Here is a 25,686-nt window from a genome sequence, read left to right as displayed (position 1 = left end):
ACGGCGCGCGCCGTGCGGTCTTCGCCACGGCGCGCGCCCGGTCATCGACTCGGCCCGGTGATCCCCTGCCTTTGTCCCGCTTCCCGGACGCGACGACCTCGTGGAGGTTCAGGGCGCGTACGGGCCGGCAGGACGTCGGCCGGCGTGGTTACAGGGTCCGCTCCAGGCGATCCGCCATCAGCTTCACGAACCGGGCCGGTTCCTGCGGCCGGCCTCCCTCGGCGAGTACCGCCAGGGCGTGGAGGAGTTCGGCGGTCTCGGTGAGCTCCGTCCGGTCCTGCTGCTGCGTGTAGGCCCGGTTCAGGGACTTCACCAGCTGGTGCTCCGGGTTGAGTTCGAGGATCCGCTTGGCGTGCGGGACCTCCTGGCCCATCGCCCGGTACATGTTCTCCAGCGCGGGCGTGAGCTCGTGCGCGTCGGAGACGACACAGGCCGGCGAGACCGTCAGCCGGGAGGACAGGCGGACCTCCTTGACGTCCTCGCCCAGGTGCTCGGTCATCCAGCCGAGCAGGCCGGCGTACTCCTCGCCCTGCTTGTCCTTCTCGGCTTCGGTCTTCTCGTCCTCGGCACCGGCGAGGTCGATCTCGCCCTTGGCCACGGAGCGCAGCGGCTTGCCCTCGTACTCCCCCACCGCGTCGACCCACACCTCGTCCACGGCGTCGGTGAGCAGCAGCACCTCGACGCCCTTGGCCCGGAACGCCTCCATGTGCGGGGAGTCCTCGATGGCCTGCCGGGACTCGCCCGTCATGAAGTAGACGGCGTCCTGGCCGTCCTTCATCCGCTCGGCGTAGGCCTTCAGCGTGGTCGGCTCGTCGGCGTCGTGCGTGCTCGCGAACGAGGAGGCGGCGAGGATCGCGTCCCGGTTGTCGGAGTCGGTCACCAGTCCTTCCTTCAGGACGGCGCCGAACTCCCGCCAGAGGGTGGAGTAGCGGTCCGGCGCGGACGCCATCAGGTCCTTGACCGTGGCCAGGATCTTCTTGGTCAGGCGGCGCTGGATCATGCGGATGTGGCGGTCCTGCTGGAGGATCTCGCGGGAGACGTTGAGCGAGAGGTCCTGCGCGTCGACGACGCCCTTGACGAAGCGGAGGTAGGGCGGGAGCAGTTCCTCGCAGTCGTCCATGATGAAGACGCGCTTCACGTAGAGCTGTACGCCGCGCTGGTATCCCTGGGTGAACAGGTCGTGCGGGGCGTGCGAGGGCACGAAGAGCAGGGCCTGGTACTCGAAGGTGCCCTCCGCCTGCAGCCGGATCGTCTCCAGCGGCTCGCGCCAGTCGTGGGAGATGTGCTTGTACAGCTCGTGGTACTCGTCTTCGGACACCTCGTCGCGCGGGCGTGCCCACAGGGCCTTCATCGAGTTGAGCGTCTCTGCCTCACGGGCCTCGGCGTCGTCGTCGCCCGGCTCCGGCAGGAGGCGGATCGGCCAGGTGATGAAGTCCGAGTAGCGCTTGACGATCTCCTTGATCTTCCAGGCGGAGGTGTAGTCGTGGAGCTGGTTCTCGGAGTCCGCCGGCTTGAGGTGGAGGGTGACGGAGGTCCCCTGCGGCGCCTCGTCGACCGTCTCCAGGGTGTACGTGCCCTCGCCGCGCGACGTCCAGCGGGTGCCCTGGGTCTCGCCGGCGCGCCGGGTCACCAGGGTGACTTCGTCCGCCACCATGAAACCGGAGTAGAAGCCGACGCCGAACTGGCCGATGAGCCCGTCGGCCCCGGCCGCGTCCTTGGCCTCGCGCAGCTCCTGCAGGAACTTGGCCGTGCCCGAGTTGGCGATGGTGCCGATGAGGTGCGTGACCTCGTCGTACGACATCCCGATGCCGTTGTCCCGCACGGTGAGGGTGCGGGCCTCGGTGTCGGCGTCGAGCTCGATGTGCAGGTCGGTCACGTCGACGTCGAGAGTGTCGTCCCGCAGGGCTGCGAGGCGCAGCTTGTCCAGCGCGTCGGACGCGTTGGAGACGAGCTCGCGCAGGAAGACATCCTTGTTCGAGTAGACGGAGTGAATCATCAGCTGCAGGAGCTGACGTGCCTCTACCTGGAACTCAAACGTTTCGGTCGGCATGGCTGGTGAGTACCTCACAGGTCCGCGGTTGTCTGAACTGGCGGTAGTCACTCTAGAACAGCCCGCGTTCCCGTACTTGCCGCTCAGGCATCCTCCGAAACGGCGGCCTCCTCCAGCCAGGTCCCCAGCGCCTGGGGCGGGTTGAACCGCAGCGCCCGCTCGTCGTCGCCCGTGTCGGGCGGCACGACCTCGAGGTCGCCGACGACCGGGTGCGGTCGGGGCCCGTCCCGAGGAGTCCCTCCGCGTCCAGCCGGGCCATGGCCGTCTCCATCACCCGCAGTCTCAGGTCGAACTCGGCCTCCCACTCGCCGTCGGGCAGGTCGAAGAGATGCCCCCGGGCCGCGAACAGGGGCCGTACCGGCTCCAGATGCCGTTCGCCGTAGCAGTGGAACGGGGAGTCGGCGCAAGGCCACTTGAGCCCGGGCGGCGGGCAGCCGTGCCGTGCTGCTTCCGCCGCCAGGGCCTGGTGGGACCAGGCGGACAGTGCCGGCCCGTAGGCCTCGCCGGGGGTCACCAGGGCGCAGTAGTGGAAGCAGTGGTCGGGGTGTCCCGAACAGGTCCTGAAAGGCGGCGCGGGCCGCGCGGTGGACGGCGTCGGCCGGCTCGGACTCGGTCGGGAACGCGGCGTCGGCTCCGAATGCGGCGGGGCGCAACGGGCTGGGCGAGCACGGCGACGGGGCCGACACCACCACCTGGGCGTCGGCGGGACGAGCGCCCGGACGGCGGGTGGCCGGTCCCGCTCCGTCAGCGGCCGGGCCTGCGGAGCATGCACCAGGTCTGCGGACCGTCATCCGGCAGGCTCACCTCCGCCGTCACCTCGAGGCCGAGGCGTTCGTAGAACCGTACGTTGCCGCGTCCGGACACGGTGAATATATCGCTTCTCAATTGAAATCGATCGAAAATCGATCGACTCCCGGCATCCCGCCGCAAGAAGTCCTGTCAGCAACGTTGACTCAAAATCAGGGCGCGTGCACATTACTTAAAAGTAGAACCGACCGGTAACCAGCGGTCACGCGCTCGCACGACTCCCGCACCCACGCCTCGAGAAGAGAGAGCACATGCCGAAGCATGCCCTGCGCCGTGTCATGACCGCGACAGTAGCCGCCGTCGGCACGCTGGCCCTCGGTCTCACCGACGCCACCGCGCACGCCACGCCCTCCCTGGACTACGTCGCCCTCGGCGACAGTTACAGTGCCGGCTCGGGCGTCCTGCCCGTCGATCCCACCAATCTGCTCTGCCTGCGCTCCACGGCGAACTATCCCCACGTCATCGCGGCCTCCACGGGTGCCCGCCTCAAGGACGTCACCTGCGGCGCCGCCCAGACCGCCCACTTCACGCAGGCCCAGTACCCGGGTGTCGCTCCCCAGGTGGACGCGCTCACCGCCGACACGGACCTGGTCACGCTGACCATCGGCGGCAACGACAACAGCACGTTCATCAACGCCATCACGGCCTGCGGTTCCGCGGGCGTCCTCAGCGGCGGGAAGGGCAGCCCCTGCAAGGACAGACACGGCACCTCCTTCGACGACCAGATCGACGCCAACACCTATCCCGCGCTCAAGGCCGCGCTGCGCACTGTCCGCGCCGAAGCACCCAACGCCCGGGTGGCGGCCCTGGGTTACCCCTGGATCACGCCGGCCACCGCCGACCCGTCCTGCTTCGCGAAGCTGCCGATCGCCGCCGGTGACGTGCCCTACCTGCGGGGCATCCAGACGCACCTCAACGCCGTCGTCGAGCGCGCCGCGAAGGAGACCGGGGTGACCTATGTGGACTTCTCACAGGTGTCCGAGGGCCACGACGCCTGCGAGGCCGTCGGCACCCGGTGGATCGAGCCGCTCCTCTTCGGGCGGAGCCTCGTTCCCGTCCATCCCAACGCCCTCGGCGAGCGGCGCATGGCCGAGCACACCATGAAGGTCCTGCGACTGAGCTGACCCTCGTCCCCGTACGCTGTCCCCCGTGCCGTCCTCCCCCCTGCGTCGCGTCGCCGTCCTCGTGCTCGACGGTGCGAAACCGCTCGATGTCGGGATCCCCGCGCAGGTGTTCACGACGCGCGCGAGCATGCCGTACGAGGTCCGGGTGTGCGGCGCGGCGCCCGGCCTCGTGACCGGCGGTGACGGCCTCTCGTACCACGTCGCCCACGGCCTCGACGCGCTGGCGTGGGCCGACGTGGTCTTCCTCCCCGGCCACCGGACCCCCGGCCTGGACGACCCGCCGCGGACCGTCGTCGACGCGCTGACGACGGCCCACGACCGGGGCGCACGGCTCGCCGCCATCTCCACGGGGGCCTTCACGCTCGCCGCCACGGGCCTGCTCGACGGCAGGCGCGCCACGACGCACTGGCACTACACGCGGGCGCTCGCGGCGAAGCATCCCCGCGTGCGGGTCGACGAGAACGTGCTGTTCGTGGACGAAGGCAGCGTGCTCACGTCCGCGGGCGCCGCCTCCGGCATCGACCTGTGCCTGCACATCCTGCGCGGCGACCTCGGCGTGGCCGCGTCGAACCACGCGGCCCGGCGTCTGGTGGCAGCCCCGTACCGCAGCGGCGGCCAGGCGCAATACGTACCGCGCAGTGTGCCCGAGCCCTTGGGCGAGCGGTTCGCCGCCACCCGCGAGTGGGCGTTGCGGCGCCTGGCGGAGCCGCTCACCCTGGAGACGCTCGCCCGGCATGCGGCGGTGTCCGCGCGCACCTTCTCGCGGCGCTTCGTCGAGGACACGGGGTACACGCCGATGCAGTGGGTCATGCGCGCCCGCATCGACATGGCTCGTGAGCTGCTCGAACGCTCGCAGCGGAGCGTCGAACAGGTCGCCGCCGACGTCGGCCTCGGCACCGGCGCCAATCTGCGACTGCACTTCCAGCGCATCCTGGGCACCACCCCGAGCGAGTACCGGCGCACCTTCGCCCAGGGCGAGTGACCCCACCGCCGCCGCCTTCGGCGCTTGGGGCTCGGCGCATGCCGCTCGGCGCCCGGCGCCTGCCGCCCGGCGCACACCGCCCGACACTCGGCTCGGGCCGACCGCGCGGCGCCCGCGCACGCCGCTTGGCGTGATCCTTGCGAACCGTGGCACTCACGCCGCTGCCGCGGGCTGACGCCGCGCGCGAACCTGGTGGCGGACCGCAAGGCGAACCGGAAGGGCACCCCTCATGACTCGCATCGGCATCAACGGATTCGGCCGCATCGGACGCAACGTGCTGCGCGCCCTGCTCGAACGCGACAGCAAGCTCGAGGTCGTCGCCGTGAACGACCTCACGGAGCCCACCGCCCTCGCACGGCTGCTGGCCTACGACTCGACGTCCGGCCGGCTCGGCCGCCCGGTGACCGTCGACGGGGACATCCTCGTCGTCGACGGCCACCGCATCAAGGTGCTCGCCGAGCGCGAGCCGGCGCGGCTGCCCTGGGCCGAGCTCGGTGTCGACCTCGTACTGGAGGCCACCGGCCGCTTCACCTCGGCCGACGCCGCCCGCGCCCACCTCACCGCGGGCGCGAGGAAGGTCCTGGTCAGCGCGCCGTCGGACGGTGCCGACGTCACCCTCGCGTACGGCGTGAACACCGACGCGTACGACCCGGCCGCCCACACGATCGTCTCGAACGCGTCCTGCACGACCAACGCGCTCGCGCCGCTGGCCGCGGTGCTCGACGGGCTCGCCGGCATCGAGCACGGCTTCATGACCACGGTGCACGCCTACACGCAGGAGCAGAACCTGCAGGACGGTCCGCACCGCGACCCCCGCCGGGCCCGCGCCGCCGGGGTCAACATCGTGCCGACCACGACGGGCGCCGCCAAGGCGATCGGCCTGGTGCTGCCGAACCTCGACGGCAAGCTGTCGGGCGACTCCATCCGCGTGCCGGTACCGGTGGGCTCGATCGTCGAACTCAACACGACCGTCGCCCGTGACGTGACGCGCGAGGACGTGCTGGCCGCGTACCGCGCCGCCGCCGAGGGGCCGCTCGCCGGCGTACTCGAATACTCGGACGACCCGCTGGTGTCCTCGGACATCACGGGCAACCCGGCCTCGTCGATCTTCGACTCGGCCCTGACCCGCGTCGACGGCCGCCACGTCAAGGTGGTCGCCTGGTACGACAACGAGTGGGGCTTCTCCAACCGGGTGATCGACACGCTCGGGCTGCTCGCCACACGCTGAAAGTACGGCCGGTGCGACATCACCGGGGATCACACGTCACAATGGTGCGATGAGCAATTCCAAGGTTTACTTCGACATCGACATCGACGGCCAGGATGCGGGCCGCATCGTCTTCGAGCTCTTCGAGGACGTCACCCCCAAGACCGCCAAGAACTTCCTCGAGCTGGCCACCGGCCAGCACGGCTTCGGTTACGCGGGTTCCTCGTTCCACCGCGTGATCCCGCAGTTCATGCTGCAGGGCGGTGACTTCACCCGGGGCGACGGCACCGGCGGCAAGAGCATCTACGGCGAGAAGTTCGCGGACGAGAACTTCCAGCTGAAGCACACCGAGCCCTACCTGCTGTCCATGGCGAACGCGGGTCCGAACACCAACGGCTCGCAGTTCTTCGTCACCACCGTCCCCACCCCCTGGCTGGACGGCAAGCACGTCGTCTTCGGCAAGGTCGTCGAGGGCACGAAGGTGGTCGACAAGATCGAGGGCTACGGCTCCTCCCCGTCGGGCCGCACCTCCGCGAAGATCACGGTGCGGGAGTCCGGCAAGCTCTGAGGGCTGACCGGCCGCACCAGGAACTGAACAGACGGGGGCCCACCGCACACCGTGCGGTGGGCCCCCGCCCCGTCCCGCCTGGTGAGGGGCGCCAGGTGGTGCGACGCTGGGGTGGAGAGCGTCCGAGGAAGGCAACCCCGGGAGGGCCGATGGGACGGGACGTCCCGGCGCTGGTCTTCACCCGCGAGGACCGCCGCCGGTACCGGAGCAAGATGCAGGAGTGCCTCGAGGCCTTCGCGCAGATGCTGCGCGAGTCACGGTTCGAGACCGAGCGGCCCCAGGTGGGGCTCGAGATCGAGCTGAACCTGGTCGACGACAAGGCCGAGCCGGCGATGTGCAACAGCGACCGCTCGAAGCGATCGCGGACCCCGCCTGGTCAACCGAGCTGGGCCGGTTCAACCTGGAGATCAACATCCCGCCCCGCCGGCTGACGGCGGGCGGCCCCGACTCCTGGGAGACCGAGATCCGCGCCGCCCTGAACCACGCGGAGGACCGCGCCAGGACGATCGGCGCACACCTGATCATGGTCGGGACCCTGCCCACACTGCGCCAGGCGGACGTGGGCGAGGCCGCACTGTCGGAGAACCCCCGCTACCGGCTGCTCAACGACCAGGTGTTCGCCGCCCGGGGCGAGGATCTGCACATCGAGGTGGACGGCGTGGACCGTCTGCGGACCTACGCGGACACGATCACGCCGGAAGCCGCCTGCACCAGCACGCAGTTCCACCTCCAGGTGTCCCCCGACGAGTTCGCCGACTACTGGAACGCGGCCCAGGCGATCGCCGGTGTCCAGGTCGCCCTCGCCGCCAACTCGCCCTTCCTTCTCGGCAAGGAACTCTGGCACGAGAGCCGTATCCCGCTCTTCGAGCAGGCCACCGACACCCGGCCGCAGGAGATCAAGGCCCAGGGCGTGCGGCCCCGGGTTTGGTTCGGGGAACGGTGGATCAACAGCGTCTTCGACCTCTTCGAGGAGAACCTGCGCTATTTCCCGGCGCTGCTGCCGCTGTGCGACGAGCAGAACCCCGTGGAGACACTCGACCGCGGCGACATCCCGGAACTGGGCGAGCTCACCCTCCACAACGGCACCATCTACCGCTGGAACCGGCCCGTCTACGCCGTCGCCCACGACAAGCCGCACGTCCGGGTGGAGAACCGCGTACTGCCCGCCGGCCCGACCGTCGCCGACACGCTCGCCAACGGCGCCTTCTACTACGGGCTCACCCGCGCCCTGGTGGAGGAGGAGCGGCCGGTGTGGTCGCGGATGTCCTTCTCGGTCGCCGAGGACAACCTGCACACCGCGGCCCGGCACGGCATCGAGGCACGGCTGTACTGGCCAGGCGTCGGCGAGGTGACCGTGCCCGAACTCGTCCTGCGGCGGCTGCTGCCGCTGGCGCACCGCGGACTGGAGCTCTCCGGCATGGACGCGGCCTGGCGGGAGCCGCTGCTCGGCATCATCGAGCAGCGATGTGTCACCGGGCGCAACGGCGCGGTCTGGCAGAAGGAGATGTTCCACCACATCGAGGCCGGTGCGCGTCCGGGCCGCCACGAGGCCCTGCGCCGGATGACCCAGCAGTACATGGACTACATGCACCTCAACGCCCCGGTCCACACCTGGCCGGTCGACTGAGGTCCGGCGCCCCGCGCACGCGCCAGGACCAGGGAGGCGGCAGACGATGTGCCGATGGCTCGCCTACTCGGGAACTCCCGTGCTTCTGGAGACCATCCTCTACCGGCCGCAGCACTCGCTGATCGACCAGAGCCTGCACGCCCGGATGGGCGTCGAGACGACGAACGGGGACGGGTTCGGCGTCGGCTGGTTCGGCCCCGAGATGACGACGCCCGCGATCGTCCGGGAGATCGGGCCGGCGTGGAGCAACCAGAACCTGCGGGAGATCGCGAGCCATGTCCGCTCGCCCCTGTTCTTCGCGCACATCCGGGCCTCGACGGGCAGTGCGGTGCAGCAGACCAACTGCCATCCGTTTCGCCACGGCCGCTGGATGTGGATGCACAACGGCGCGATCGCCGAGTTCCACCGCGTACGGCGCGAGCTCGCCCTGGCCGTCGATCCGCGGCTCTTCCTGGACATCGAGGGTTCGACGGACTCCGAGATGATGTTCTACCTGGCCCTCACGTTCGGTCTGGAGGACGATCCTCCAGCGGCCGTGGCACGGATGGCGGGGCTGGTGGAGGAGGTCGGTCACGCGCACGGCATTGAGTACCCGCTGCAGATGACGGTCGCCGTGACCGACGGACGGCGACTGTGGGCCTTCCGCTACTCCAGTCAGGGCGCCTCACGCTCCCTCTACTACAGCTCACGCGTGGAGAGCCTGCGTGCACTCCATCCCGACCTGCCCTTCCTGCGGGAGGTGTCCGACGACACCCGCCTCATCGTCTCGGAGCCCCTGGGCGATCTGCCCGGCGTCTGGAACAAGGTGCCCGAGAGCAGCTACGGCGTCGTCCAGCCCGGCGGGGACGCCATGCTTCCCTTCGTCCCGCAGACCGTCCGGCCCTGTTGACACGGGCCCGGGAAGATCACACAATCGGTGCCATGACCACATACCGGTTCGGCATCACGGCGGAGTGTCCCCGCGTGCCCGAGCGAACCGGGTGTGAGCGCTCCGGCCGATAACGGCTGTCCACGAGCCGAGGTCCCGACGCGCGCCTTCCGAGCGGGCCGGCCCTTCTTCCGGCGTACGGCCCGGAACTCTTTCTGCTTCCTTCACTCTTCCCCGGCCATCCGGCGATGACGTCGTCCCGCCATGGCCCGGCCCGACCCAGCCCACCACACAAGGGGAGGACTCCCATGACCGTCACGACCACCGGCCCGACCGTCGCCCTGCGCGAAGCACGCATCCCGGAGGGCGGTATGTACGAGGGATCGCGCACGCTGCGCCGGCTGCCCGAGGGGTGGCAGGAGCGGCCCTACGAACTGTTCGAGGTCGTTCCGCAGGCACGCACGATCGGTGCCGAGATCCGCGGCGTCGACCTGTCGCGCCCGCTCGGTGCCGCCCTGCGCGAGGAGTTGAACCGCGCCCTGCTCGAGTGGAAGGTGCTCTTCTTCCGCGCCCAGCACCTCACCTCCGACCAGCAGCGCGACTTCGCGGGCAACTGGGGCGAGCTGGAGACCAATCCCCTGCTCGCCACCGGTTCCAGTGACGACGTGGTCCGCTTCGACAAGCGGGCCGGGGCCGCCCCGACGTACGAGAACGTCTGGCACACGGACGTCACCTTCCGCGAGCGGCCCGCGCTCGGCGCGGTCCTCCAGTTGCGGGAGGTGCCGCCGTTCGGCGGGGACACGATGTGGGCGGACATGGCCGCCGCCTACGACAACCTGCCCCAAGAGGTGAAGGACCGCGTCGACGGTGCCCGCGCCGTGCACGACTTCATCCCCGGCTTCGCCAGGTTCTACGGACCCGAGCGGCTGATCCCGCACCAGGACCTCTTCCCGCCCGTGGAGCACCCCGTCGTGCGCGTCCACCCCGAGACCGGGAGGCGCATGCTGTTCGTCAACACCTCCTTCACCACCCACATCACGGGCATGGACCGGGACGAGAGCGACCGGTTGCTGCGGTTCCTGTTCCAGCAGGCGCACGTTCCCGAGTACCAGGTGCGTTTCCGCTGGCAGCCCGGCGACATCGCCTTCTGGGACAACCGCGCCACGCAGCACTACGCCGTGGGCGACTACGGATCCGACCGCCGCGTCGCCGAACGTGTAGCCATCGAGGGCGACCGCCCCTTCTGAGCCGCGCGCCACGGGGCCGAAGGCGGCGTTCGCCTCCGGCCCCGGTTTTCGCGGGGCCGGGTCCTGTTCCTCGATCGCGGCCGGGCGCAGCTGCGCGGAGTGGACGCCTGAGACGTCGAGCTTCTCGCCGCGGTCGAACCGGTAGATGCCGTTCTGCTCCTCGTGCAACTCGTCCTCGTTGCGGACCCGTTTCCCGTAGCCCCGGGAGACGGTCCGGTCCTCGCCGGACCGGTCCGCGGCCGCCTCCGGGTCCCACCAGATGCCGCCGAACTCGCTGACGAAGCAGGGCCGGCCGCGGTTCGGCCGGGAGTACGGAGTGCCGTTCTCGTGGGCGTCGGCGAAGGAGCGTCCTTGGCGAGGCCGGACATCAGATGCCGGAAGGCGGCCGGGTCCTGCTCGTGGTTGTGGGCGTCGCAGATGTCGGTCCCGGTGACCCGGTGGGCGTGGCCGGAGGCGTCGATGACCGGTCGGGGGGTGTCCATGGCCTTGATGGCCAGGAACATCGCGCGGGCACGGCGTCGGGCTGGGTGATGCGGTCGTGCAGCTTCTGGTAGGTCTCGTTCAGCCGGCACCAGCCGGTGATCGAGGGGTGCGAGTAGTCACGTTCGAGGGCTGCCGGCCATCGGCCGACGTAGGAGGTGTCGGGCTGCTGGTTGTCGCCGAAGGAGCCGCCCGTCCCGCAGCCCCATTCGCCGAACTCCCCCCGGACCAGGTAGCCGAGGCGGTCCGCGTGGTACGGGAAGCGCTCCTCGAAGACCTTCTGGTGGAGAGGACGGCGCGTACCCGGTGGCCGGGCCGGTTGCCGGACAGCGGCAGTCCGAGGTGGAAGGCGGAGCCGGCCAGGCCCGGGGTGCTCCGACATAGACTCGGCAGCCGCGTGAGAGGCAGGGGGTCTCGGTGGCACGGCCCAGGATCAAGGACGTCGCACGTCATGCGGGCGTTTCGGAGAAGACGGTGTCCAATGTCATCAACGACTACGCCCATGTGTCCGACCGGACCAGGAAGGTGGTCCGCGAGGCCATCGAACAACTCGGGTACCGGGTGAATCTGGCCGGCCGTCATCTGCGCAGGGGCCGCACCGGCATCATCGCCCTCGTCGTTCCCGAACTGGACATCCCGTACTTCGCCGAGCTGGCCCGGCACGTCATCCGCGAGGCCGAGCAGCGCTCCCTGACCGTCCTGATCCATCAGTCCGGGGCGGACCGCGCCCATGAGCTGGCGGCGCTGGCCGGTTTCGGCTCCGCCTTCGTGGACGGGATCATCCTGAGTCCGCTCGCACTGACCGCCGACGACCTGCGCGACCGCGCGGGCGCCCCGCCCACCGTGCTGCTCGGTGAACTGCTGGAGGAGGGCGCCGACCACGTCGCCATCGACAACGAGCGTGCCGCACGCGAGGCGACCGCCCACCTCATCGGTCTCGGACGCCGCGCCGTCCTCGCCGTCGGCGGGCGCGACGACTCGGGTCTGGGGACGGCCGAGGCCCGCACGCGCGGCTACCGGGCCGCCCTGTCGGAGGCGGGCATCGCCTACGATCCGGCCGCCTTGCTGCCGGTCGACTCCTTCAGGATGCCCGACGGCGCCGAGGCCGTGGCAGTGGCACTGCGCGGCGGCGCCCGGCCCGACGCGCTGCTCTGCCTCAACGACCAACTGGCGCTGGGCGCGTTGCGCGCCCTGCACGAGCACGGGGTCAGGGTGCCCGAGGACGTCGCCGTCATCGGCTTCGACGACGTGGAGGGCGGGCGGTTCTCCGTGCCCACGCTGAGCACGGTGGCTCCCGACAAGGCCGCGGTGGCCAAGGTCGCGGTACACCTGCTGCAGCGCCGCATCGAGGAAGCGACGGGAGCGAACGGCGTGAGTGAGGGGCCGGAATCCGGCGTGCTCTCGCCCCAGGACCGCATCGTGGACCACCGGCTCGTCCTGAGGGAGAGCACGGAGGGCCACGAGCGGCGATGACGGGGCGGTCGGCCGGGTGATCGGGTCAGGTCAGGTCAGGTAGACCTCGGCGTGGTGCTTTCCGGAGCCCCGGTACTCGGCGGCGAGGTAGCGCGGGCGCACTTCCATCGTCTCTTCCAGGCCGGGGCGCTGCCGGCGCTGGAAACGGTAGGGCGGAGAGAGCTCCGCCTCCTCCTGGGGCATCGCCGGCCGATCGAGCGGCCCGCCGCCCGTTGCCTTCCTCTCCACCATCACTGGCCTCCGTACGATCGCCTGCGTGGTCGACGCCACCGGCCGGCGGCGTCCAGCGACCGCCTGTCCCGAGCGCGGACAGGCAACAAGCCACGTCAGAGGCGCCCGGGCGAGCCCGGCCGGGCGGGCGACCGCCCCCTTTTGGCCCCCCACTCCCCCTGCCGGCCCAGGGCTGCGCCGACAGGACGAGTGGGCGGTCGGGCCGCGGGACGGCTGTTCAGTCGATGACCGCGGTGGCCTCGACCTCGACCAGGTGCTCGGGCACGTCCAGCGCCGCGACGCCGATCAGGGTGGCCGGCGGCGCCGCGGTGACCTTGAGTTTCGCCGTCGCCCGGGCAATCCCCTCCAGCAGCCGGGGCATCTTGTCGGGGGTCCAGTCGACGACGTGGACGGTCACCTTCGCCACGTCGTCGAAGGTGGCGCCGGCCTCGGCCAGAGCGATGCCGACGTTCAGGTAGCACCGCTCGGCCTGTGCCGCGAGATCGCCTTCGCCGACCGTGCTCCCGTCGGCGTCCCAGGCGACCTGCCCCGCGATGAAGACCAGCTTCGATCCGGAGGCGATCGACACCTGCCGGTAGACGTCGACTTCCGGCAGTCCGGCAGGGTTCACCAAGGTGATGGCCATGTCTTCTGTCTCCTTGCCCGTTCACTCTCTTGTGGTTACTCGGGAACCGTAGGAGAGTGACCGCTGACATGGAAGAACGCACTTTTCAGTGACTGGGGAACCTGATGGTGACCAAGCAGTTCACCGGCTCGCCCGACGACGCGGACCTGACGCGCGCGGACTCCCTGGCGCGGGAGATCTTTTCCGACATCGCCAACAAATGGGCGCTTCTGATCATCGAGGCGCTGGGTGAGCGCACCCTGCGATTCAGCGAGTTGCGCAACGAGATCGAGGGCATCAGCCACAAGATGCTCACGCAGAACCTGCGCATGCTGGAGCGCAACGGACTGGTGGAGCGATGCGTGCACCCCACCGTGCCGCCGCGGGTCGAGTACACCCTCACGGAACCGGGTCAGGGACTGCTGAAGACCACGCACTACATGTGCGACTGGACCCACCAGCACCTGGGCCACATCGAGGCCTCCCGTCGCAGCTTCGGCCGCTGACGGGCGGCGCGCGGGTCAGCGTCGCCGGCGCCGGGCCGCGGAAGCCGGTCGGCACGATGCCGGCCTCGGCGAACCAGCCGACCGGCCGTCAACTGGTCGCGCGGTCCACTGCGCCACCGTGAGACACTTTGCCCGGCCTTTGCCTTTCGGGAACCGCGTGGCCCCCGGGTACGTTCATCCTGATAGCCGCGAGAAATCGCAGCCGAGGACCAAGACGGATACACAGCAGCAACAGAAGCCGAGGTGGCACGAGTGGCGATGTGGGACAAGATCAAGGACCAGGCCAAGACCTTCCAGCAGTCCCAGGGCACTCGGGGAGCGAGCGGACCCGGGCAGGGACATCAGGGAGCGCAGGGTCATCAGGGCCCCCTGGGTTCCGGTCGGCCGGGATCGTCCTCCGGCGGCTCCAAGGCCCAGCTGATCGGGATGTTCAAGACCCAGCTCGCATCGGTCAAGACCGAGCTCAAGAGCGGCGCCTACCGGGACGCCAGCATGGCCATGTGCGCGCTGGTCGCCGCGGCCGACGGACAGGTGGAGCCGGCGGAGCGGCAGCGCGTGGAGGAGCTGATCGTCTCCAACGAGGTATTGCAGAACTTCCCGGCGGACCAGCTCCGTCAGCGATTCAACCAGCATGTGGACCGGCTCGTCGGCAACTTCGAGCTGGGCAAGAGCGAGGCCCTGCAGGTGATCGCCAAGGCCGCCAAGAAGCCCGCCGAGGCCCGGGCGGTCATCCAGACCGGCATGGTCATCGCCGGGGCCGACGGCGTCTTCGAGCCGTCCGAGCAGTACGCGATCCGCGAGGCCTGCACCGCGCTCGGCGTACCGCCGTCGGAGTTCGGCGTCTGACCCTGCCTGGTCCCGCGAACGAGAAAGCATTTGACGACCATCGGCGCCGAAGGGTCGGATGAGGCCCATGAGTTCAGGGCAGCAGACGCGTCCGGGCCCGTTCCCCCTCGACGTCCGTCTCGTGCGGCGCCTGGTCGACGGGCGGTTCCCGCAGTGGACGGGACTGCCCGTCCGGCGCTTCCCGTCCGGTGGCACGGTCAACGCGATGTACCGTCTGGGCGACGACATGGTCGTACGACTGCCGTTGGTCGAGGACGGTGCCGGGGACGTGCTGGCGGAGCGGGAGTGGTTGCCCCGCCTGGCGCCCCTGCTGCCCATCGCCGTCCCCGAGGTGCTCGGGGACGGCGTGCCGGCCGAGGGGTATCCGTGGCCGTGGGCGGTGTACCGGTGGTTGCCCGGGGAGATCCCCGAGGCCGGGGCGCTGGGCGAACCCGAGCTGCTGGCCGACGACTTGGCCTCGTTCGTCGCGGCGATGCGGCGCGTCACCCTGCCGGGAGCACCGCGGGCCTATCGCGGCGGCCCGCTCTCCACGCTCGACGAGTCGACGCGAGCCGCGATCGGGGAACTGCGCGGCCTCCCCGAGGAAGGCGTCGACTGCGATGCCCTGACCACCGTCTGGGAGGACGCGCTGCGGGCCCCGGAGTGGGAGGGCCCGCCGGTCTGGCTGCACGCCGACCTGATGCCGGGCAATCTGCTGGTGGACGGCGGCAGACTCTCCTCGGTGATCGACTTCGGATGCATGGGAATGGGTGATCCGGCCTGCGATCTCTTCCCTGCATGGAACCTGCTGCCGGCCGGGGCGAGGAAGGTCTTCCGTGAGGCGCTCGGCGTCGACGACGCGACCTGGAGGCGCGGCCGGGGCCGGACGCTTTCCCAGGCACTGATCGCGTTGCCGCACTACCGGGAGACCAACGCCGCGATGGCCGGCAACGCCCGGCACGTGATCCGGGCGGTGCTGGCGGACGACGACTGAGCGACCGCTTACGGCGCGGTCCCCGCACCGTCCGCACGTGGGCGGCGGGCAGGTCGCCGAGCGCACCGAGGAACACGGCGGCGAGGGCGGCGGCCAGTACTGCCGGACGGCCTCGGCGGTACGACGCTCAGGGAGAGGCCGCGGGTGGCGCGTCAGGTGTGTCAGGAACCCCCTGAAAACCGGGCGCCACCCTTCGGTCAGCGCGTTCCTGGCGTTCGTCCGACGTTGCCCACCGCGCGTTCGCGGACTCCGTGCGTGGCTTCTTGACGGCCCATTGGTCTCTACCTAACGTCACCCGCGCAGCCGAAGGTTCAGAAAGACACTCAACGTTCACGTACGCGTACACGAACGGACGGACCCCCCACATGTCCTCTGCTTCCGCACGTCACCGCAGATTTCGCGCTGTCCTCCTCGCGACCCTCACCGCCGCTCTCACCACCGCTCTCACCACCGCTCTCGCCGGCGCCCCTCCGGCGGCCCCGGGAGCGATCGCTCCCCCTGCCGGTGCCGCTATCGCCTCGTTCACGCATCCCGGAGTCACCGTCTCCAGGAGCCAGCTCGACTTCGCCCGGGCCATGGTCGACGCCGGGGCCCAGCCCTGGAAGGGCGCCTTCGAGCAGATGACGGCGAGCAAGTACGCGGACCAGAACCGCACCCCGAAGCCCCGCGCGGTCGTGGAGTGCGGTTCGTACTCGAACCCCGACCACGGCTGCACCGACGAGCGCCAGGACGCGATCGCGGCCTACACCAATGCCTTGGCCTGGTACGTCACCCGCGACGAGCGGTACGCGCGCAAGGCCATCCAGCTGATGGACGCGTGGTCGGCCGTGGTCCGGGACCACACCGGCAGCAACGCGCCCCTGCAGACCGGATGGGCCGGTTCCTCCTGGCCCAAGGCGGCGGAGATCATCAAGTACACGTACACCGGGCCGTGGGCCGGATCGAGCCGCTTCGCCACCATGCTCCGGGACGTCTACCTGCCCGAGGTCATCAACGGCTCCCACTCCAACGGAAACTGGGAACTCACGATGATGGAGGCCGCCGTCGGCATCTCCGTCTTCGTGGACGACAGTGCCTCCTACTACAAGGCCATGGCCAGGTTCCGCCCCCGCACGGCCGCCTACGTCTACCTGGCCTCCGACGGGGATCTGCCGAAGACCGTGCCGGGCCAGAACCTCGACACCCGGGAGAAGGTCGTCACGTACTGGCAGGGCCAGTCCACGTTCGTCACCGGCCTCACCCAGGAGACCTGCCGGGACTTCACCCACACCGGCTACGGCATCTCGTCCATCTCCCACGTCGCCGAGACCAGCCGCATCCAGGGACGGGACCTGTACGGCACCGACGTGGGCGAGCGGCTGCGCCACGCACTCGGCTTCCAGGCCAAGTACGAACAGGGCGCGGCCGTCCCGGACTGGCTGTGCGGGGGCGAGGTGGACCTCGGGCTGGGACCGGTCACCGAGGTCGGCCACAACGCCCTGCACAACCGCCTCGGTTTCGCCATGCCCCATACCGATGCCCTGACCGCACGCACCCGTCCCTCAGGTTCGAACAACCTCTTCGTCGCCTGGGAGACCCTCACCCACGGCGACAACCCCGCCTGACGCCGGCGGCAAGAGGGTGCCGTCCGCTCAGCTGTCGTAGTCCACGGTCAGCTTCTCGGACACCGGGTACGACTGGCAGGTCAGGACGTAGCCGGCATCGACTTCTGCCGCCTCGAGCGCGTAGTTGCGGCGCATGTCGACGCTGCCGTCGGTGACCAGGGCGCGGCAGGTGCCGCAGACGCCGCCCTTGCAGGCGAAGGGCAGGTCGGGCCGGGTCTGCTGGGCGCCGTCGAGGACGGACCGCTCCCGGGAGAGGGAGGCGGTCGTGGAGCGGCCGTCCAGGGTGACCGTGACCTCGCTGACAGGTCCCTGCGGGCCGGCCTCCTCGTGACGGACCTGCCGCACGGGCTCGTCATCGGCGTAGAACAACTCCCGGTGGACGCGGTCAGCCGGGACACCGAGGCCGGCCAGGACCCGCTGGGCGTCGGCGACCATGCCCTGCGGTCCGCACAGCCACCAGTGGTCCGCACCCTCCACGTCCACCAGGGACTCGATGAGCGTCGAGAGCCGCTCGGCGTCCAGGCGGCCGGAGAGCACCTCGGCCTCGCGGGGTTCACGGGACAGCACGTGGGCCAGGTGGAAGCGGGCCGGGTGGAGGTCCTTGAGGTCGGCCAGCTCGTCGGCGAACATCACCGTGTCGGTGCGGCGGTTGCCGTAGAAGAGGGTGACGGTCGAGCGGTCGTCGGCGGCCAGCACCGACTCGGCGATGGACACCATGGGTGTGATGCCCGAGCCGGCCGCTATCAGCACGTGGTGGCCGTGGGCGGCAAGGTCGGGCGTGAAGAAGCCGGTGGGGGCCATCACCTCGACGGTGTCGCCCGCACGCACCTCGCTCACCAGCCACGACGAGAACAGGCCGCCCGGCACCACTCGGACCCCGATGCGCGGCACCGAGCCGGCCGGCGCGCAGATCGAGTACGAGCGGCGCTCGTCCCGGCCGTCGACCTCGCGCCGCAGGGTGAGCGACTGGCCGGGCGCGAAGGCGAACTCCTCGGCCAGCTCGTCCGGGACCTCGAAGGTCACGGCCGCCGCGTCCGCGCACAGCCGCTGGACCGCGGCGACGCGCAGCCGGTGGAAGGCGGGGCGGCGGGTGCGCGCCGGCGGCGCCGAGGCGGACGCGGTCGCCGAGACGGGGGCGGTCGGGGCCATCAGATCTCCTTGACGTACTCGAACGGCTCGCGGCAGGCCCGGCAGCGCCACAGCGCCTTGCAGGACGTGGCGGCGAAGCGGGAGGTCTCCTCGGTGTCCGCCGAGCCGCACCGGGGGCAGGGCACCGCGGGCCGGGTGGGCGACAGGACCAGGGAGACCGGGCCGCGGGGTGCGGCGCCGGGCGGGGCGATGCCGTGCTCGGCGAGCTTGCGGCGGCCGGCCTCGGTGATCCAGTCGGTGGTCCAGGGCGGGTTCAGGACCGTGCGGATCTCCACGTGCGCGTACCCGGCGTCCCGCAGTCGCGTGGCCACGTCCGCCCGCATCTCGGCCATGGCCGGGCACCCCGAGTAGGTGGGAGTGAGGCTCGCGACCACCGTGCCGTCGCCGGTCATCTCGACGCCGCGCAGCACGCCGAGGTCGGCGAGCGTCAGCATGGGCAGCTCGGGGTCGGGTACCTGCTCGGCGACGTGCCGGGCGCGGCGGGCGTCCAGAGGTGCGAGGCCGGCGGTCACCATGTCGCCTCCGGGTGGGTGCGGGCGACGCCCTGCAACTCGGCGAGGAGCGGCGCCAGATGCTCGGTGTGCTCGCCCGCGCGGCCGGAGCCGGGCAGCGGACGGTCCACCGGCAGGGGCAGCCCTGCCGCCTCGGTGACCTGGCGCAGGTCGTCGGCGACCTCGTCCCGTACGTCGTACGCCGTGTGCAGTTCGCCGAGGTACGGGGCGACCCGGTCCAGCGCCGCGCGCATCCTTCGGTGCGACTCGTCCGTGCCGTCGCCCAAACGCACGGCCCACTCGGCGGCGTACTGCCGGTGGTACGTCAGCTCCTTGACGCCCTTCGCGGCGACCGCCGCGAGGACGGGGTCGGGATGGGCCACCAGCCGCTGGAAGTGGGCCAGGCGCCAGCTGGAGAGGACCAGGAGCCGCACGACGGCGAACGCGAAGTCGCCGCCGGGCAGTTCCGCCAGGGTCACGTTGCGGAAGTCGCCGGCGTCCCGGAAGTAGGCGTAGGCGTCCTCGTCGCGGCCGGTGCCGTCGACCTGGCCGGCGCGCGAGTAGAGCAGGCGGGCCTGGCCGAGGAGGTCGAGGCCGATGTTGGCCAGCGCCACCTCCTCCTCCAGCTCCGGCGCACGCGTGACCCACTCGGCGAGCCGCTGCGCCGAGACCAGGGCGTCGTCGGCGAGGGCCACGCAGGCCGCGGCCAGTTCACCGGTGTCGACGCCCTCGGGCACGGTGGTGTCGACGCCGTGCAGCGGGTCCTCGAAGCCGGTGCCGTAGGCCCAGCGGGTGTCGTCCTCGTGTCCCTCGGCCAGGGTCAGGTAGACGTGGTCGTCACTCATGCCCTGCTCCTAGATGTGAGGGACGTCGTCGGGGATGTCGTAGAAGGTCGGGTGGCGGTAGACCTTGTCGGCGCTGGGGGCGAAGAAGGGGTCCTTCTCGTCGCGGGTGGAGGCGGCGATGTGCTCGGAGCGCACGACCCAGATGCTCACGCCCTCGTTGCGCCGGGTGTAGAGGTCGCGGGCGTGGGTGAGGGCCATCGTGTCGTCGGCGGCGTGCAGCGAGCCGACGTGGACGTGGTTGAGGCCGCGCTTGCCGCGCACGAACACCTCGTACAGCGGCCAGCCCTGCTTGTCGGAGGTCATGCCGCCGCTCCCTTCTCCGTACGGGCCGCCTGCTTGGCCGCGTGGGCGGTGGCCGCCTCGCGCACCCAGGCGCCCTCCTCGTGGGCGGTCCGCCGCCTCCGGATCCGCTGCTCGTTGCACGGGCCGTCGCCCTTGATGACGCGCGTCAGCTCGTCCCAGTCGGGGGTGCCGAAGTCGTGGTGCCCGCGCTCCTCGTTCCAGCGCAGTCCGGGGTCGGGAAGCGTGACGCCGAGCTTCTCGGCCTGCGGGACGGTCATGTCGACGAAGCGCTGCCGCAGTTCGTCGTTGCTGTGCCGCTTGATCTTCCAGGCCATCGAGCGCGCCGAGTTGGGCGAGGAGTCGTCTGGCGGGCCGAACATCATCAGGGACGGCCACCACCAGCGATTCACCGCGTCCTGGACCATCTCCCGCTGCGCGTCGGTGCCGCGCATCATCGTCATCAGCAGCTCGTAGCCCTGCCGCTGGTGGAAGGACTCCTCCTTGCAGATGCGCACCATCGCGCGCGCGTACGGCCCGTACGAGCTGCGGCACAGCGGCACCTGGTTGCAGATCGCGGCGCCGTCCACGAACCAGCCGATCACGCCGACGTCGGCGAAGCTCAGCGTCGGGTAGTTGAAGATCGACGAGTACTTCTGTCGCCCGTCGATCAGCCGCTCGGTGAGATCGGCGCGGTCCGCGCCGAGGGTCTCGGCCGCCGAGTACAGGTAGAGCCCGTGGCCTGCCTCGTCCTGGACCTTGGCGAACAGGATCGCCTTGCGGCGCAGCGACGGCGCCCGGGTGATCCACTCACCCTCCGGCTGCATGCCGATGATCTCCGAGTGCGCGTGCTGGGCGATCTGCCGGACCAGCGTCCTGCGGTAGCCGTCCGGCATCCAGTCGCGCGGTTCGATGCGCTGGTCGTGCGCGATCGTCGCGTCGAAGTGCTCCTGCAGCCCGTCCGGGGGCGGCGCCTCGGCGGCGTGTGTCGTGGTCATCGTCACCAGCTTCCCAACCGACCATTCGTTCGGTATCAGTGTGACGCGTTTCCCGGCGCCGGGCAAGACCCGAAGCCCCATCGGCCACACCCTTGACAGGTCGACCGCACGGCTGGATTACTGGGCCCAGCCGCGCGATGACCGAATGGTCGGTCGGGAGACAGGGTGGTGGGACCACGTGGTGGAGCAGGTGTCGCAGGCCGCTGAGCCGACGCCCACGGAGGTGATGTTCTGCGCGGACGAGGCGTCCCGGCGGCTGGGCATCGAGCTGGTCGGGCACGGCGCGGGAAGCGCCGTACTCCGTATGACCGTGACCCCGTCGATGGTGAACGGACACGGGACCGCCCACGGCGGCTACCTGTTCCTGCTCGCCGACACCGCCTTCGCCTGCGCGTGCAACAGCCACGGGCCCGTGACCGTGGCTGCGGGCGCCGACATCGTGTTCGTCGCGCCGGCCCGCGAGGGCGACGTGCTCGTGGCACGCGCCGAGGAGCGCGCCCGGTTCGGCCGCAGCGGCGTCTACGACGTGACCGTGCGGCGCGCCGGAGAGGTGATCGCGGAGTTCCGCGGACGCAGCCGCAGCATGCGGGACACTACGGCGCGCGAGACGCCGGGCACGACGACGAAGGAGTCGCGATGATCAGCGAGCCGACGACCGGGGCGGCCCCGGCACCCCGCCGGGGTGAGCCCCTCCCCCACGACCTGCTGGACGACGCCGAGCGGCTGCCCCGGGAGCGGCTCCAGGAGCTGCAGCTCGACCGGCTGCGCACGACGCTGCGGCACGCCTACGAGAACGTGGAGCTGTACCGGAAGAAGTTCGACGCCGCCGGCGTGACGCCCGACGACTGCCGCAGCCTCGCGGACCTGGCCCGGTTCCCTTTCACCACCAAGGCCGACCTGCGGGACACCTACCCCTTCGGCATGTTCGCCGTCCCCATGGCCGACGTGCGGCGCGTGCACGCCTCCAGCGGCACCACCGGCCGCGCCACCGTCGTCGGTTACACGGACAACGACCTGTCCATGTGGGCGGACGTCGTCGCCCGTTCGATCCGGGCCGCGGGCGGCCGTCCCGGCCACAAGGTGCACATCTCCTACGGCTACGGCCTGTTCACCGGGGGCCTCGGCGCGCACTACGGTGCCGAGCGCGCCGGGTGCACGGTGATTCCCGCCTCCGGCGGCATGACGGCGCGGCAGGTGCAGATCATCCAGGACTTCCGGCCCGAGATCATCATGGTCACCCCCTCCTACATGCTCACCCTGCTCGACGAGTTCGAGCGGCAGGGCGTCGATCCGCGCAGCACCTCCCTCGAGGTCGGCATCTTCGGTGCCGAGCCGTGGACCGAGGAGATGCGCCGCGAGATCGAGGAGCGGATGGACATCCACGCCGTCGACATATACGGGCTGTCCGAGGTGATCGGCCCCGGCGTGGCACAGGAGTGTGCCGAGACCAAGGACGGGCTGCACGTGTGGGAGGACCACTTCTACCCGGAGGTGGTCGACCCGCTCACGGACGCCGTACTGGCCGAGGGCGAGGAGGGTGAGGTGGTCTTCACCTCGCTCACCAAGGAGGCGCTCCCGGTGATCCGGTACCGCACGCGCGACCTGTCCCGGCTGCTGCCAGGCACCGCACGGCCCGCCTTCCGCCGGATGCAGAAGGTCACCGGCCGCTGCGACGACATGATCATCCTGCGCGGGGTGAACGTCTTCCCCACCCAGATCGAGGAGATCGTGCTGCGCACGCCCGGCGTCGCCCCGCACTTCCAGATCCAGCTCACCGAGCGCGGCCGCATGGACCACATGACCGTGCGGGTCGAGGCCCGCCCCGACGCGGGTCCCGAGCAGCGCGAGGCCGCGGCCACGGCGATCGCCCAGGGCGTCAAGGACGGCGTGGGCGTCACCGTGGAGGTGGAGATCACCGACCCGGAGTCCCTGGAGCGCTCGCTCGGCAAGCTCCGCCGGGTGAGGGACCTGCGCAAGGCGTGATCGTGGGCCGGCGCAGGAACCAAACGTGATCACCGACACGCCTGTTCACCTGTCGCTCTGGTGTGCGGAGAGGTGCGGTTGGGCAGTGAATGCATGATCGGGGGAGATTGAGTACGTCCTGGGGGTAAATCCCGTGCGTGTGTGTGTGATCGGTGCAGGTCTGTCCGGGCTGGCGGTGGCCCACGCCCTCAAGGAGCGCGGCATCGGGTTCGTCTGCCTGGAGAGGGCTCCCGACGTGGGCGGGATCTGGCGTCAGCCGGAGGCCGGCGAGCGGGGCCCCGGGTACCTGTCGCTGCACCTCAACACCGCCAAGCAGCTGACCGGTTACGCCGGCTTCCCGATGCCGTCCTCGTATCCGCTCTACCCCCGGCACAGCCAGGTCGCCGCCTACCTGCGGTCCTTCGCCGACTGGGCGGGCATACGCGACCACGTCGAGCTGCGGACCGAGGTGGTGTCCGTGGACCAGGACACGGACGGCATGTGGACGGTCGTCAGCCGGAACGGGGACGGCGCGACGGCGGCGCGACGATTCGAGCAGGTGATCGTCGCCTCGGGGCATCACACGGACCCCGCACTGCCCGACCCTCTTCCGGCGGGTTCCGATTCGTTCACCGGGACGGTTCTGCACTCCCTCGACTACCGCGACGGCGGCGACTTCGCCGGCCGGCGCGTCGTCGTGGTGGGCCTAGGCGCCTCCGCGGTGGACATCGCCGCGGACCTCTCCCGGCATGCCGCCGAGACCGTGCTCTCGGTGCGCCGGGGACTGCACATCGTGCCCAAGCAGTTGTACGGGCAGTCACTCGACGAGATCGCCGAAGCGCCGTGGTGGAACGAGATGTCCTTCGCCGAGCGGCGCAAGTGGGCCGAGGATGCCCTGCTCGTCGCACGCGGCAGGCTGGCGGACTACGGCCTGCCCGAGCCCGACCATCCGCTCTTCTCCTCCGCCACGACCCTCTCGGACGAGATCCTCAGCCGTATCCGGCACGGCGCGGTGACCCCGAAGCCCGCGATCGCCGCCTTCGACGGCGACCGGGTCGTCTTCACCGACGGCACCCGGGTGGCTGCGGACGCCGTCGTGTACTGCACCGGCTTCCACATGACCTTCCCGTTCCTGCCCGCCGGCTGTCCGGTGGCGGCGGACGGCTCGGTCGAGCTGTACAGACGGGTCGTCCCGGCCGACCGGCCGGGCCTGTACTTCGTCGGACTGGTCCGGCCGGTGGGCGCGATCACCCGGTTGGTGGAGGCCCAGGCGCAGTGGGTGGCGCAGATCATCGGCGGCGAGGCCGAACTGCCCGCGGCGGACGAGATGCGCGAGGAGGTCGGCACGTACCTCGCTGCCATCGTCCAGCGCTACGGCCGGACGCAGGGCGCCTCGATCCAGGTCGACGTGGGCCCGTACCTGGCGGAGTTCCGGGAGTCGCTGCCCGTGTAGCCGCCCCGCCGGGCGCCGTCGGCGGCGCCCGGCCACCCCGTCCGCGACCAGGGCCCCCGGTGCGTGCCGCCGGGAGCCCTGTGGTGTCGGGACGGTCCGCTCAGCGCACCGCCACCGGATGGCGGACGGCCTCCACGACCGGTGGCCGGACCGCGTACGCCTCCGAGGAGAGGTAGGCCGTCACCCGCGGCGGGCGGCCTTGCTGGTGGGCCAGCGCCAGGTAGGCGATCAGCCCCACGCCGTCCTCGGGCCGCCGGTCGGTGACGGCGGCCAGGGAACGCACGAGCGCCGAGGCGTCCATGCCGTGGTGGCGCAGCACGCTCGCCGCCCTCGCCAGGGCCTCCCCGTCGTGCCGGGCGTAGTCGCGGACCGGGATGTGGAGGGTGAAGCCGCTCGGCCGGGCGGTGGTGGTGTCGGTGAAGGAGTGGCAGGACAGACCGGGCCGCCTGCTGAGCCCGCTGATGTCGGGCCCGAGGTCCGCGGCCGCGCGGAAGAAGCCTTCGATCCCCGCGGGCGAGGGGCCCGGGTCCATGCGGGACAACCGCCCGGCCTGGCCGGCCGTGAGGTTGTCGTGGCGCACGTAGACCTTCACCCGGGGTTCCTCCCAGTCGCCCAGGTCCAGGGCGAGGAACGGGTATCCGCTGCCCCGGGGCAGGGAGGCGAAGGCCCTGTGGTGGCCCAGCCGGTGCAGGGCCTCGCGCACCGTCGCGGCGGAACGTTCCGCCCCGTTCGCGGCCGGGTTCAGATAGACCTTGACCTTGGGCACACCGCCGGGCCTCAGTTCCAGGGCGCACCACAGGGCCAGGGGGCCGTGCGGGGCGGGCGGCAGGAAGAGGTCCTGGAGTGCGTCGAGCGGGCCGGTGGTGAAGTGCCAGCGCCGCGCCATCGCCCGGATCGCCTCGAGTCCGACGCGGCCGTTGCGGACCAGGCTGTCTGCGCCGCAGCCCGGTTCCAGCAGCAGCCGCAGGGCGGGAGCCGCGTCCGGCCGGAAGGAGAGGGAGAACTCCACGGGGGTGTGGTCGTCGGACAGGAAGGTGCGGGTGGGCGGTGGCAGGTTCAGCGGTCGCTCGGCCACCGGCCCCAGAGAGTCGGTCAGGACCCGGGCGTAGGTCTCCACGTCGGCCGCGGACAGGCCGGCGACCGCGCCGAGTCTTCGCAGCTGACCGCTGGTGAGGGCGCCGAGCGTCGGTGCGCCCCGCAGGACCGTGCCCGTCGTTTCGGGGGTCACCGGCCCGGACCCCGCCGGATCCGCACAAAGTGATACCCGCCTGGGGAGGCGGGTATCGGGGGGATCGGCGGTGGGAAAGCGGCG

General features: G+C 70.9%; 23 protein-coding genes and 3 pseudogenes. 15 read left to right on the top strand and 11 right to left on the bottom strand.

What is annotated here, in order from left to right:
• Positions 1–148: 148 nt before the first annotated feature.
• Entirely contained in the window at positions 149–2,050 is a 1,902-nt protein-coding gene (gene htpG / locus ACH4F2_RS12880; RefSeq protein ID WP_398132748.1) for a molecular chaperone HtpG, read from the bottom strand.
• Positions 2,051–2,318: 268 nt separating this feature from the next.
• A pseudogene (locus tag ACH4F2_RS12875) lies at positions 2,319–2,564 on the bottom strand (DUF4303 domain-containing protein); the annotation flags it as partial.
• Between the two features lie 544 nt (positions 2,565–3,108).
• On the opposite strand from ACH4F2_RS12875, the gene ACH4F2_RS12870 reads away from it, so the two are divergent.
• From ACH4F2_RS12870 to ACH4F2_RS12840, 7 genes and pseudogenes are all read left to right on the top strand, one after another.
• On the top strand, positions 3,109–3,981 hold the full coding sequence (locus tag ACH4F2_RS12870; RefSeq protein WP_398132747.1) for an SGNH/GDSL hydrolase family protein: 873 nt from the start codon (positions 3,109–3,111) through the stop codon (positions 3,979–3,981).
• Positions 3,982–4,006: 25 nt separating this feature from the next.
• Positions 4,007–4,963 carry a GlxA family transcriptional regulator gene (locus tag ACH4F2_RS12865; protein ID WP_398132746.1) on the top strand — a complete coding sequence of 319 codons (957 nt, stop codon included), beginning with the start codon at positions 4,007–4,009 and terminating at the stop codon, positions 4,961–4,963.
• A gap of 229 nt (positions 4,964–5,192) precedes the next feature.
• Complete coding sequence (gene gap / locus ACH4F2_RS12860; RefSeq protein ID WP_398132745.1) at positions 5,193–6,191, top strand: type I glyceraldehyde-3-phosphate dehydrogenase; 999 nt, start codon at positions 5,193–5,195, stop codon at positions 6,189–6,191.
• Between the two features lie 49 nt (positions 6,192–6,240).
• Entirely contained in the window at positions 6,241–6,738 is a 498-nt protein-coding gene (locus ACH4F2_RS12855; RefSeq protein ID WP_398132744.1) for a peptidylprolyl isomerase, read from the top strand.
• 149 nt (positions 6,739–6,887) lie between these two features.
• Positions 6,888–8,365, top strand: a pseudogene (locus ACH4F2_RS12850) (glutamate-cysteine ligase family protein).
• A gap of 46 nt (positions 8,366–8,411) precedes the next feature.
• A complete protein-coding gene (locus ACH4F2_RS12845; RefSeq protein ID WP_398132743.1) occupies positions 8,412–9,254 on the top strand; it encodes a class II glutamine amidotransferase in 843 nt (280 codons plus the stop codon).
• A gap of 287 nt (positions 9,255–9,541) precedes the next feature.
• Positions 9,542–10,480 carry a TauD/TfdA dioxygenase family protein gene (locus ACH4F2_RS12840; RefSeq protein WP_398132742.1) on the top strand — a complete coding sequence of 313 codons (939 nt, stop codon included), beginning with the start codon at positions 9,542–9,544 and terminating at the stop codon, positions 10,478–10,480.
• A gap of 60 nt (positions 10,481–10,540) precedes the next feature.
• Here ACH4F2_RS12840 and ACH4F2_RS12835 read toward each other — a convergent pair.
• Positions 10,541–11,249: pseudogene (locus tag ACH4F2_RS12835) on the bottom strand (beta-galactosidase); the annotation flags it as partial.
• Between the two features lie 128 nt (positions 11,250–11,377).
• On the opposite strand from ACH4F2_RS12835, the gene ACH4F2_RS12830 reads away from it, so the two are divergent.
• A complete protein-coding gene (locus tag ACH4F2_RS12830; protein ID WP_398132741.1) occupies positions 11,378–12,433 on the top strand; it encodes a LacI family DNA-binding transcriptional regulator in 1,056 nt (351 codons plus the stop codon).
• A 30-nt stretch (positions 12,434–12,463) separates the two neighbouring features.
• Here ACH4F2_RS12830 and ACH4F2_RS12825 read toward each other — a convergent pair whose 3' ends face one another.
• The gene (locus ACH4F2_RS12825; RefSeq protein WP_398132740.1) at positions 12,464–12,664 is read right to left on the bottom strand and encodes a hypothetical protein; all 201 of its coding nucleotides are present in this window, start codon (positions 12,662–12,664) and stop codon (positions 12,464–12,466) included.
• A 217-nt stretch (positions 12,665–12,881) separates the two neighbouring features.
• Positions 12,882–13,289 carry a RidA family protein gene (locus ACH4F2_RS12820; protein WP_398132739.1) on the bottom strand — a complete coding sequence of 136 codons (408 nt, stop codon included), beginning with the start codon at positions 13,287–13,289 and terminating at the stop codon, positions 12,882–12,884.
• A 104-nt stretch (positions 13,290–13,393) separates the two neighbouring features.
• Between ACH4F2_RS12820 and ACH4F2_RS12815 the strand changes: the two genes are divergently transcribed.
• The 4 genes from ACH4F2_RS12815 (at position 13,394) to ACH4F2_RS12800 (ending at position 17,197) form a co-directional block, all read left to right on the top strand.
• Positions 13,394–13,774, top strand: coding sequence for a winged helix-turn-helix transcriptional regulator (locus tag ACH4F2_RS12815; protein ID WP_398132738.1), 381 nt, complete (start codon positions 13,394–13,396; stop codon positions 13,772–13,774).
• A gap of 252 nt (positions 13,775–14,026) precedes the next feature.
• Positions 14,027–14,620: a tellurite resistance TerB family protein gene (locus tag ACH4F2_RS12810; protein WP_398132737.1), complete on the top strand. Its 594-nt coding sequence runs from the start codon at positions 14,027–14,029 to the stop codon at positions 14,618–14,620.
• Positions 14,621–14,687: 67 nt separating this feature from the next.
• Positions 14,688–15,593: an aminoglycoside phosphotransferase family protein gene (locus tag ACH4F2_RS12805; protein ID WP_398132736.1), complete on the top strand. Its 906-nt coding sequence runs from the start codon at positions 14,688–14,690 to the stop codon at positions 15,591–15,593.
• Between the two features lie 365 nt (positions 15,594–15,958).
• Positions 15,959–17,197 carry an alginate lyase family protein gene (locus ACH4F2_RS12800; RefSeq protein ID WP_398132735.1) on the top strand — a complete coding sequence of 413 codons (1,239 nt, stop codon included), beginning with the start codon at positions 15,959–15,961 and terminating at the stop codon, positions 17,195–17,197.
• Between the two features lie 27 nt (positions 17,198–17,224).
• Here the strand turns inward: ACH4F2_RS12800 and paaE are convergent, their stop codons facing one another.
• From paaE to paaA, 5 genes are read right to left on the bottom strand one after another with little or no spacing between them, the layout of a single operon-like run.
• Positions 17,225–18,346, bottom strand: a complete 1,122-nt coding sequence (gene paaE, locus ACH4F2_RS12795; protein ID WP_398132734.1) for a 1,2-phenylacetyl-CoA epoxidase subunit PaaE — start codon at positions 18,344–18,346, stop codon at positions 17,225–17,227.
• Positions 18,346–18,861 (bottom strand): 1,2-phenylacetyl-CoA epoxidase subunit PaaD, encoded by a 516-nt coding sequence (paaD, locus tag ACH4F2_RS12790; protein WP_398132733.1) that lies wholly within the window; start codon positions 18,859–18,861, stop codon positions 18,346–18,348. The genes paaE and paaD overlap by 1 nt, the downstream gene beginning before the upstream one ends.
• On the bottom strand, positions 18,855–19,682 hold the full coding sequence (gene paaC / locus ACH4F2_RS12785) for a 1,2-phenylacetyl-CoA epoxidase subunit PaaC (protein ID WP_398132732.1): 828 nt from the start codon (positions 19,680–19,682) through the stop codon (positions 18,855–18,857). Before paaC ends, paaD begins: the two co-directional genes overlap by 7 nt.
• A 9-nt stretch (positions 19,683–19,691) precedes the next feature.
• A complete protein-coding gene (paaB, locus tag ACH4F2_RS12780) occupies positions 19,692–19,985 on the bottom strand; it encodes a 1,2-phenylacetyl-CoA epoxidase subunit PaaB (protein WP_375916687.1) in 294 nt (97 codons plus the stop codon).
• Positions 19,982–20,959 (bottom strand): 1,2-phenylacetyl-CoA epoxidase subunit PaaA, encoded by a 978-nt coding sequence (paaA, locus tag ACH4F2_RS12775; protein ID WP_398132731.1) that lies wholly within the window; start codon positions 20,957–20,959, stop codon positions 19,982–19,984. Before paaA ends, paaB begins: the two co-directional genes overlap by 4 nt.
• A gap of 226 nt (positions 20,960–21,185) precedes the next feature.
• On the opposite strand from paaA, the gene paaI reads away from it, so the two are divergent.
• The 3 genes from paaI (at position 21,186) to ACH4F2_RS12760 (ending at position 24,374) form a co-directional block, all read left to right on the top strand.
• Positions 21,186–21,599 (top strand): hydroxyphenylacetyl-CoA thioesterase PaaI, encoded by a 414-nt coding sequence (paaI, locus tag ACH4F2_RS12770; protein ID WP_398132860.1) that lies wholly within the window; start codon positions 21,186–21,188, stop codon positions 21,597–21,599.
• Positions 21,596–22,942 carry a phenylacetate--CoA ligase PaaK gene (paaK, locus tag ACH4F2_RS12765; protein WP_398132730.1) on the top strand — a complete coding sequence of 449 codons (1,347 nt, stop codon included), beginning with the start codon at positions 21,596–21,598 and terminating at the stop codon, positions 22,940–22,942. Before paaI ends, paaK begins: the two co-directional genes overlap by 4 nt.
• Before the next feature lie 133 nt (positions 22,943–23,075).
• Complete coding sequence (locus ACH4F2_RS12760) at positions 23,076–24,374, top strand: flavin-containing monooxygenase (protein ID WP_398132729.1); 1,299 nt, start codon at positions 23,076–23,078, stop codon at positions 24,372–24,374.
• A 100-nt stretch (positions 24,375–24,474) separates the two neighbouring features.
• Here ACH4F2_RS12760 and ACH4F2_RS12755 read toward each other — a convergent pair whose 3' ends face one another.
• Complete coding sequence (locus ACH4F2_RS12755; RefSeq protein WP_398132728.1) at positions 24,475–25,602, bottom strand: tryptophan dimethylallyltransferase family protein; 1,128 nt, start codon at positions 25,600–25,602, stop codon at positions 24,475–24,477.
• Positions 25,603–25,686 lie beyond the last annotated feature (84 nt).

The organism is Streptomyces sp. NPDC017890 (assembly GCF_044328675.1).
Classification (GTDB): Bacteria; Actinomycetota; Actinomycetes; order Streptomycetales; family Streptomycetaceae; genus Streptomyces.
Note: the sequence above shows the minus strand (reverse complement) of the source record. Positions and strands in the feature narration are given on the sequence as shown.

Coding starts and splice junctions, on each gene's coding strand:
- htpG (WP_398132748.1), bottom strand. CDS start 2,050: ATGCCGACCGAAACGTTTGAGTTCCAGGTAGAGGCACGTCAGCTCCTG.
- ACH4F2_RS12870 (WP_398132747.1), top strand. CDS start 3,109: ATGCCGAAGCATGCCCTGCGCCGTGTCATGACCGCGACAGTAGCCGCC.
- gap (WP_398132745.1), top strand. CDS start 5,193: ATGACTCGCATCGGCATCAACGGATTCGGCCGCATCGGACGCAACGTG.
- ACH4F2_RS12855 (WP_398132744.1), top strand. CDS start 6,241: ATGAGCAATTCCAAGGTTTACTTCGACATCGACATCGACGGCCAGGAT.
- ACH4F2_RS12845 (WP_398132743.1), top strand. CDS start 8,412: ATGTGCCGATGGCTCGCCTACTCGGGAACTCCCGTGCTTCTGGAGACC.
- ACH4F2_RS12840 (WP_398132742.1), top strand. CDS start 9,542: ATGACCGTCACGACCACCGGCCCGACCGTCGCCCTGCGCGAAGCACGC.
- ACH4F2_RS12825 (WP_398132740.1), bottom strand. CDS start 12,664: ATGGTGGAGAGGAAGGCAACGGGCGGCGGGCCGCTCGATCGGCCGGCG.
- ACH4F2_RS12820 (WP_398132739.1), bottom strand. CDS start 13,289: ATGGCCATCACCTTGGTGAACCCTGCCGGACTGCCGGAAGTCGACGTC.
- ACH4F2_RS12815 (WP_398132738.1), top strand. CDS start 13,394: ATGGTGACCAAGCAGTTCACCGGCTCGCCCGACGACGCGGACCTGACG.
- ACH4F2_RS12805 (WP_398132736.1), top strand. CDS start 14,688: ATGAGTTCAGGGCAGCAGACGCGTCCGGGCCCGTTCCCCCTCGACGTC.
- ACH4F2_RS12800 (WP_398132735.1), top strand. CDS start 15,959: ATGTCCTCTGCTTCCGCACGTCACCGCAGATTTCGCGCTGTCCTCCTC.
- paaE (WP_398132734.1), bottom strand. CDS start 18,346: ATGGCCCCGACCGCCCCCGTCTCGGCGACCGCGTCCGCCTCGGCGCCG.
- paaD (WP_398132733.1), bottom strand. CDS start 18,861: ATGGTGACCGCCGGCCTCGCACCTCTGGACGCCCGCCGCGCCCGGCAC.
- paaC (WP_398132732.1), bottom strand. CDS start 19,682: ATGAGTGACGACCACGTCTACCTGACCCTGGCCGAGGGACACGAGGAC.
- paaB (WP_375916687.1), bottom strand. CDS start 19,985: ATGACCTCCGACAAGCAGGGCTGGCCGCTGTACGAGGTGTTCGTGCGC.
- paaA (WP_398132731.1), bottom strand. CDS start 20,959: ATGACCACGACACACGCCGCCGAGGCGCCGCCCCCGGACGGGCTGCAG.
- paaI (WP_398132860.1), top strand. CDS start 21,186: ATGTTCTGCGCGGACGAGGCGTCCCGGCGGCTGGGCATCGAGCTGGTC.
- paaK (WP_398132730.1), top strand. CDS start 21,596: ATGATCAGCGAGCCGACGACCGGGGCGGCCCCGGCACCCCGCCGGGGT.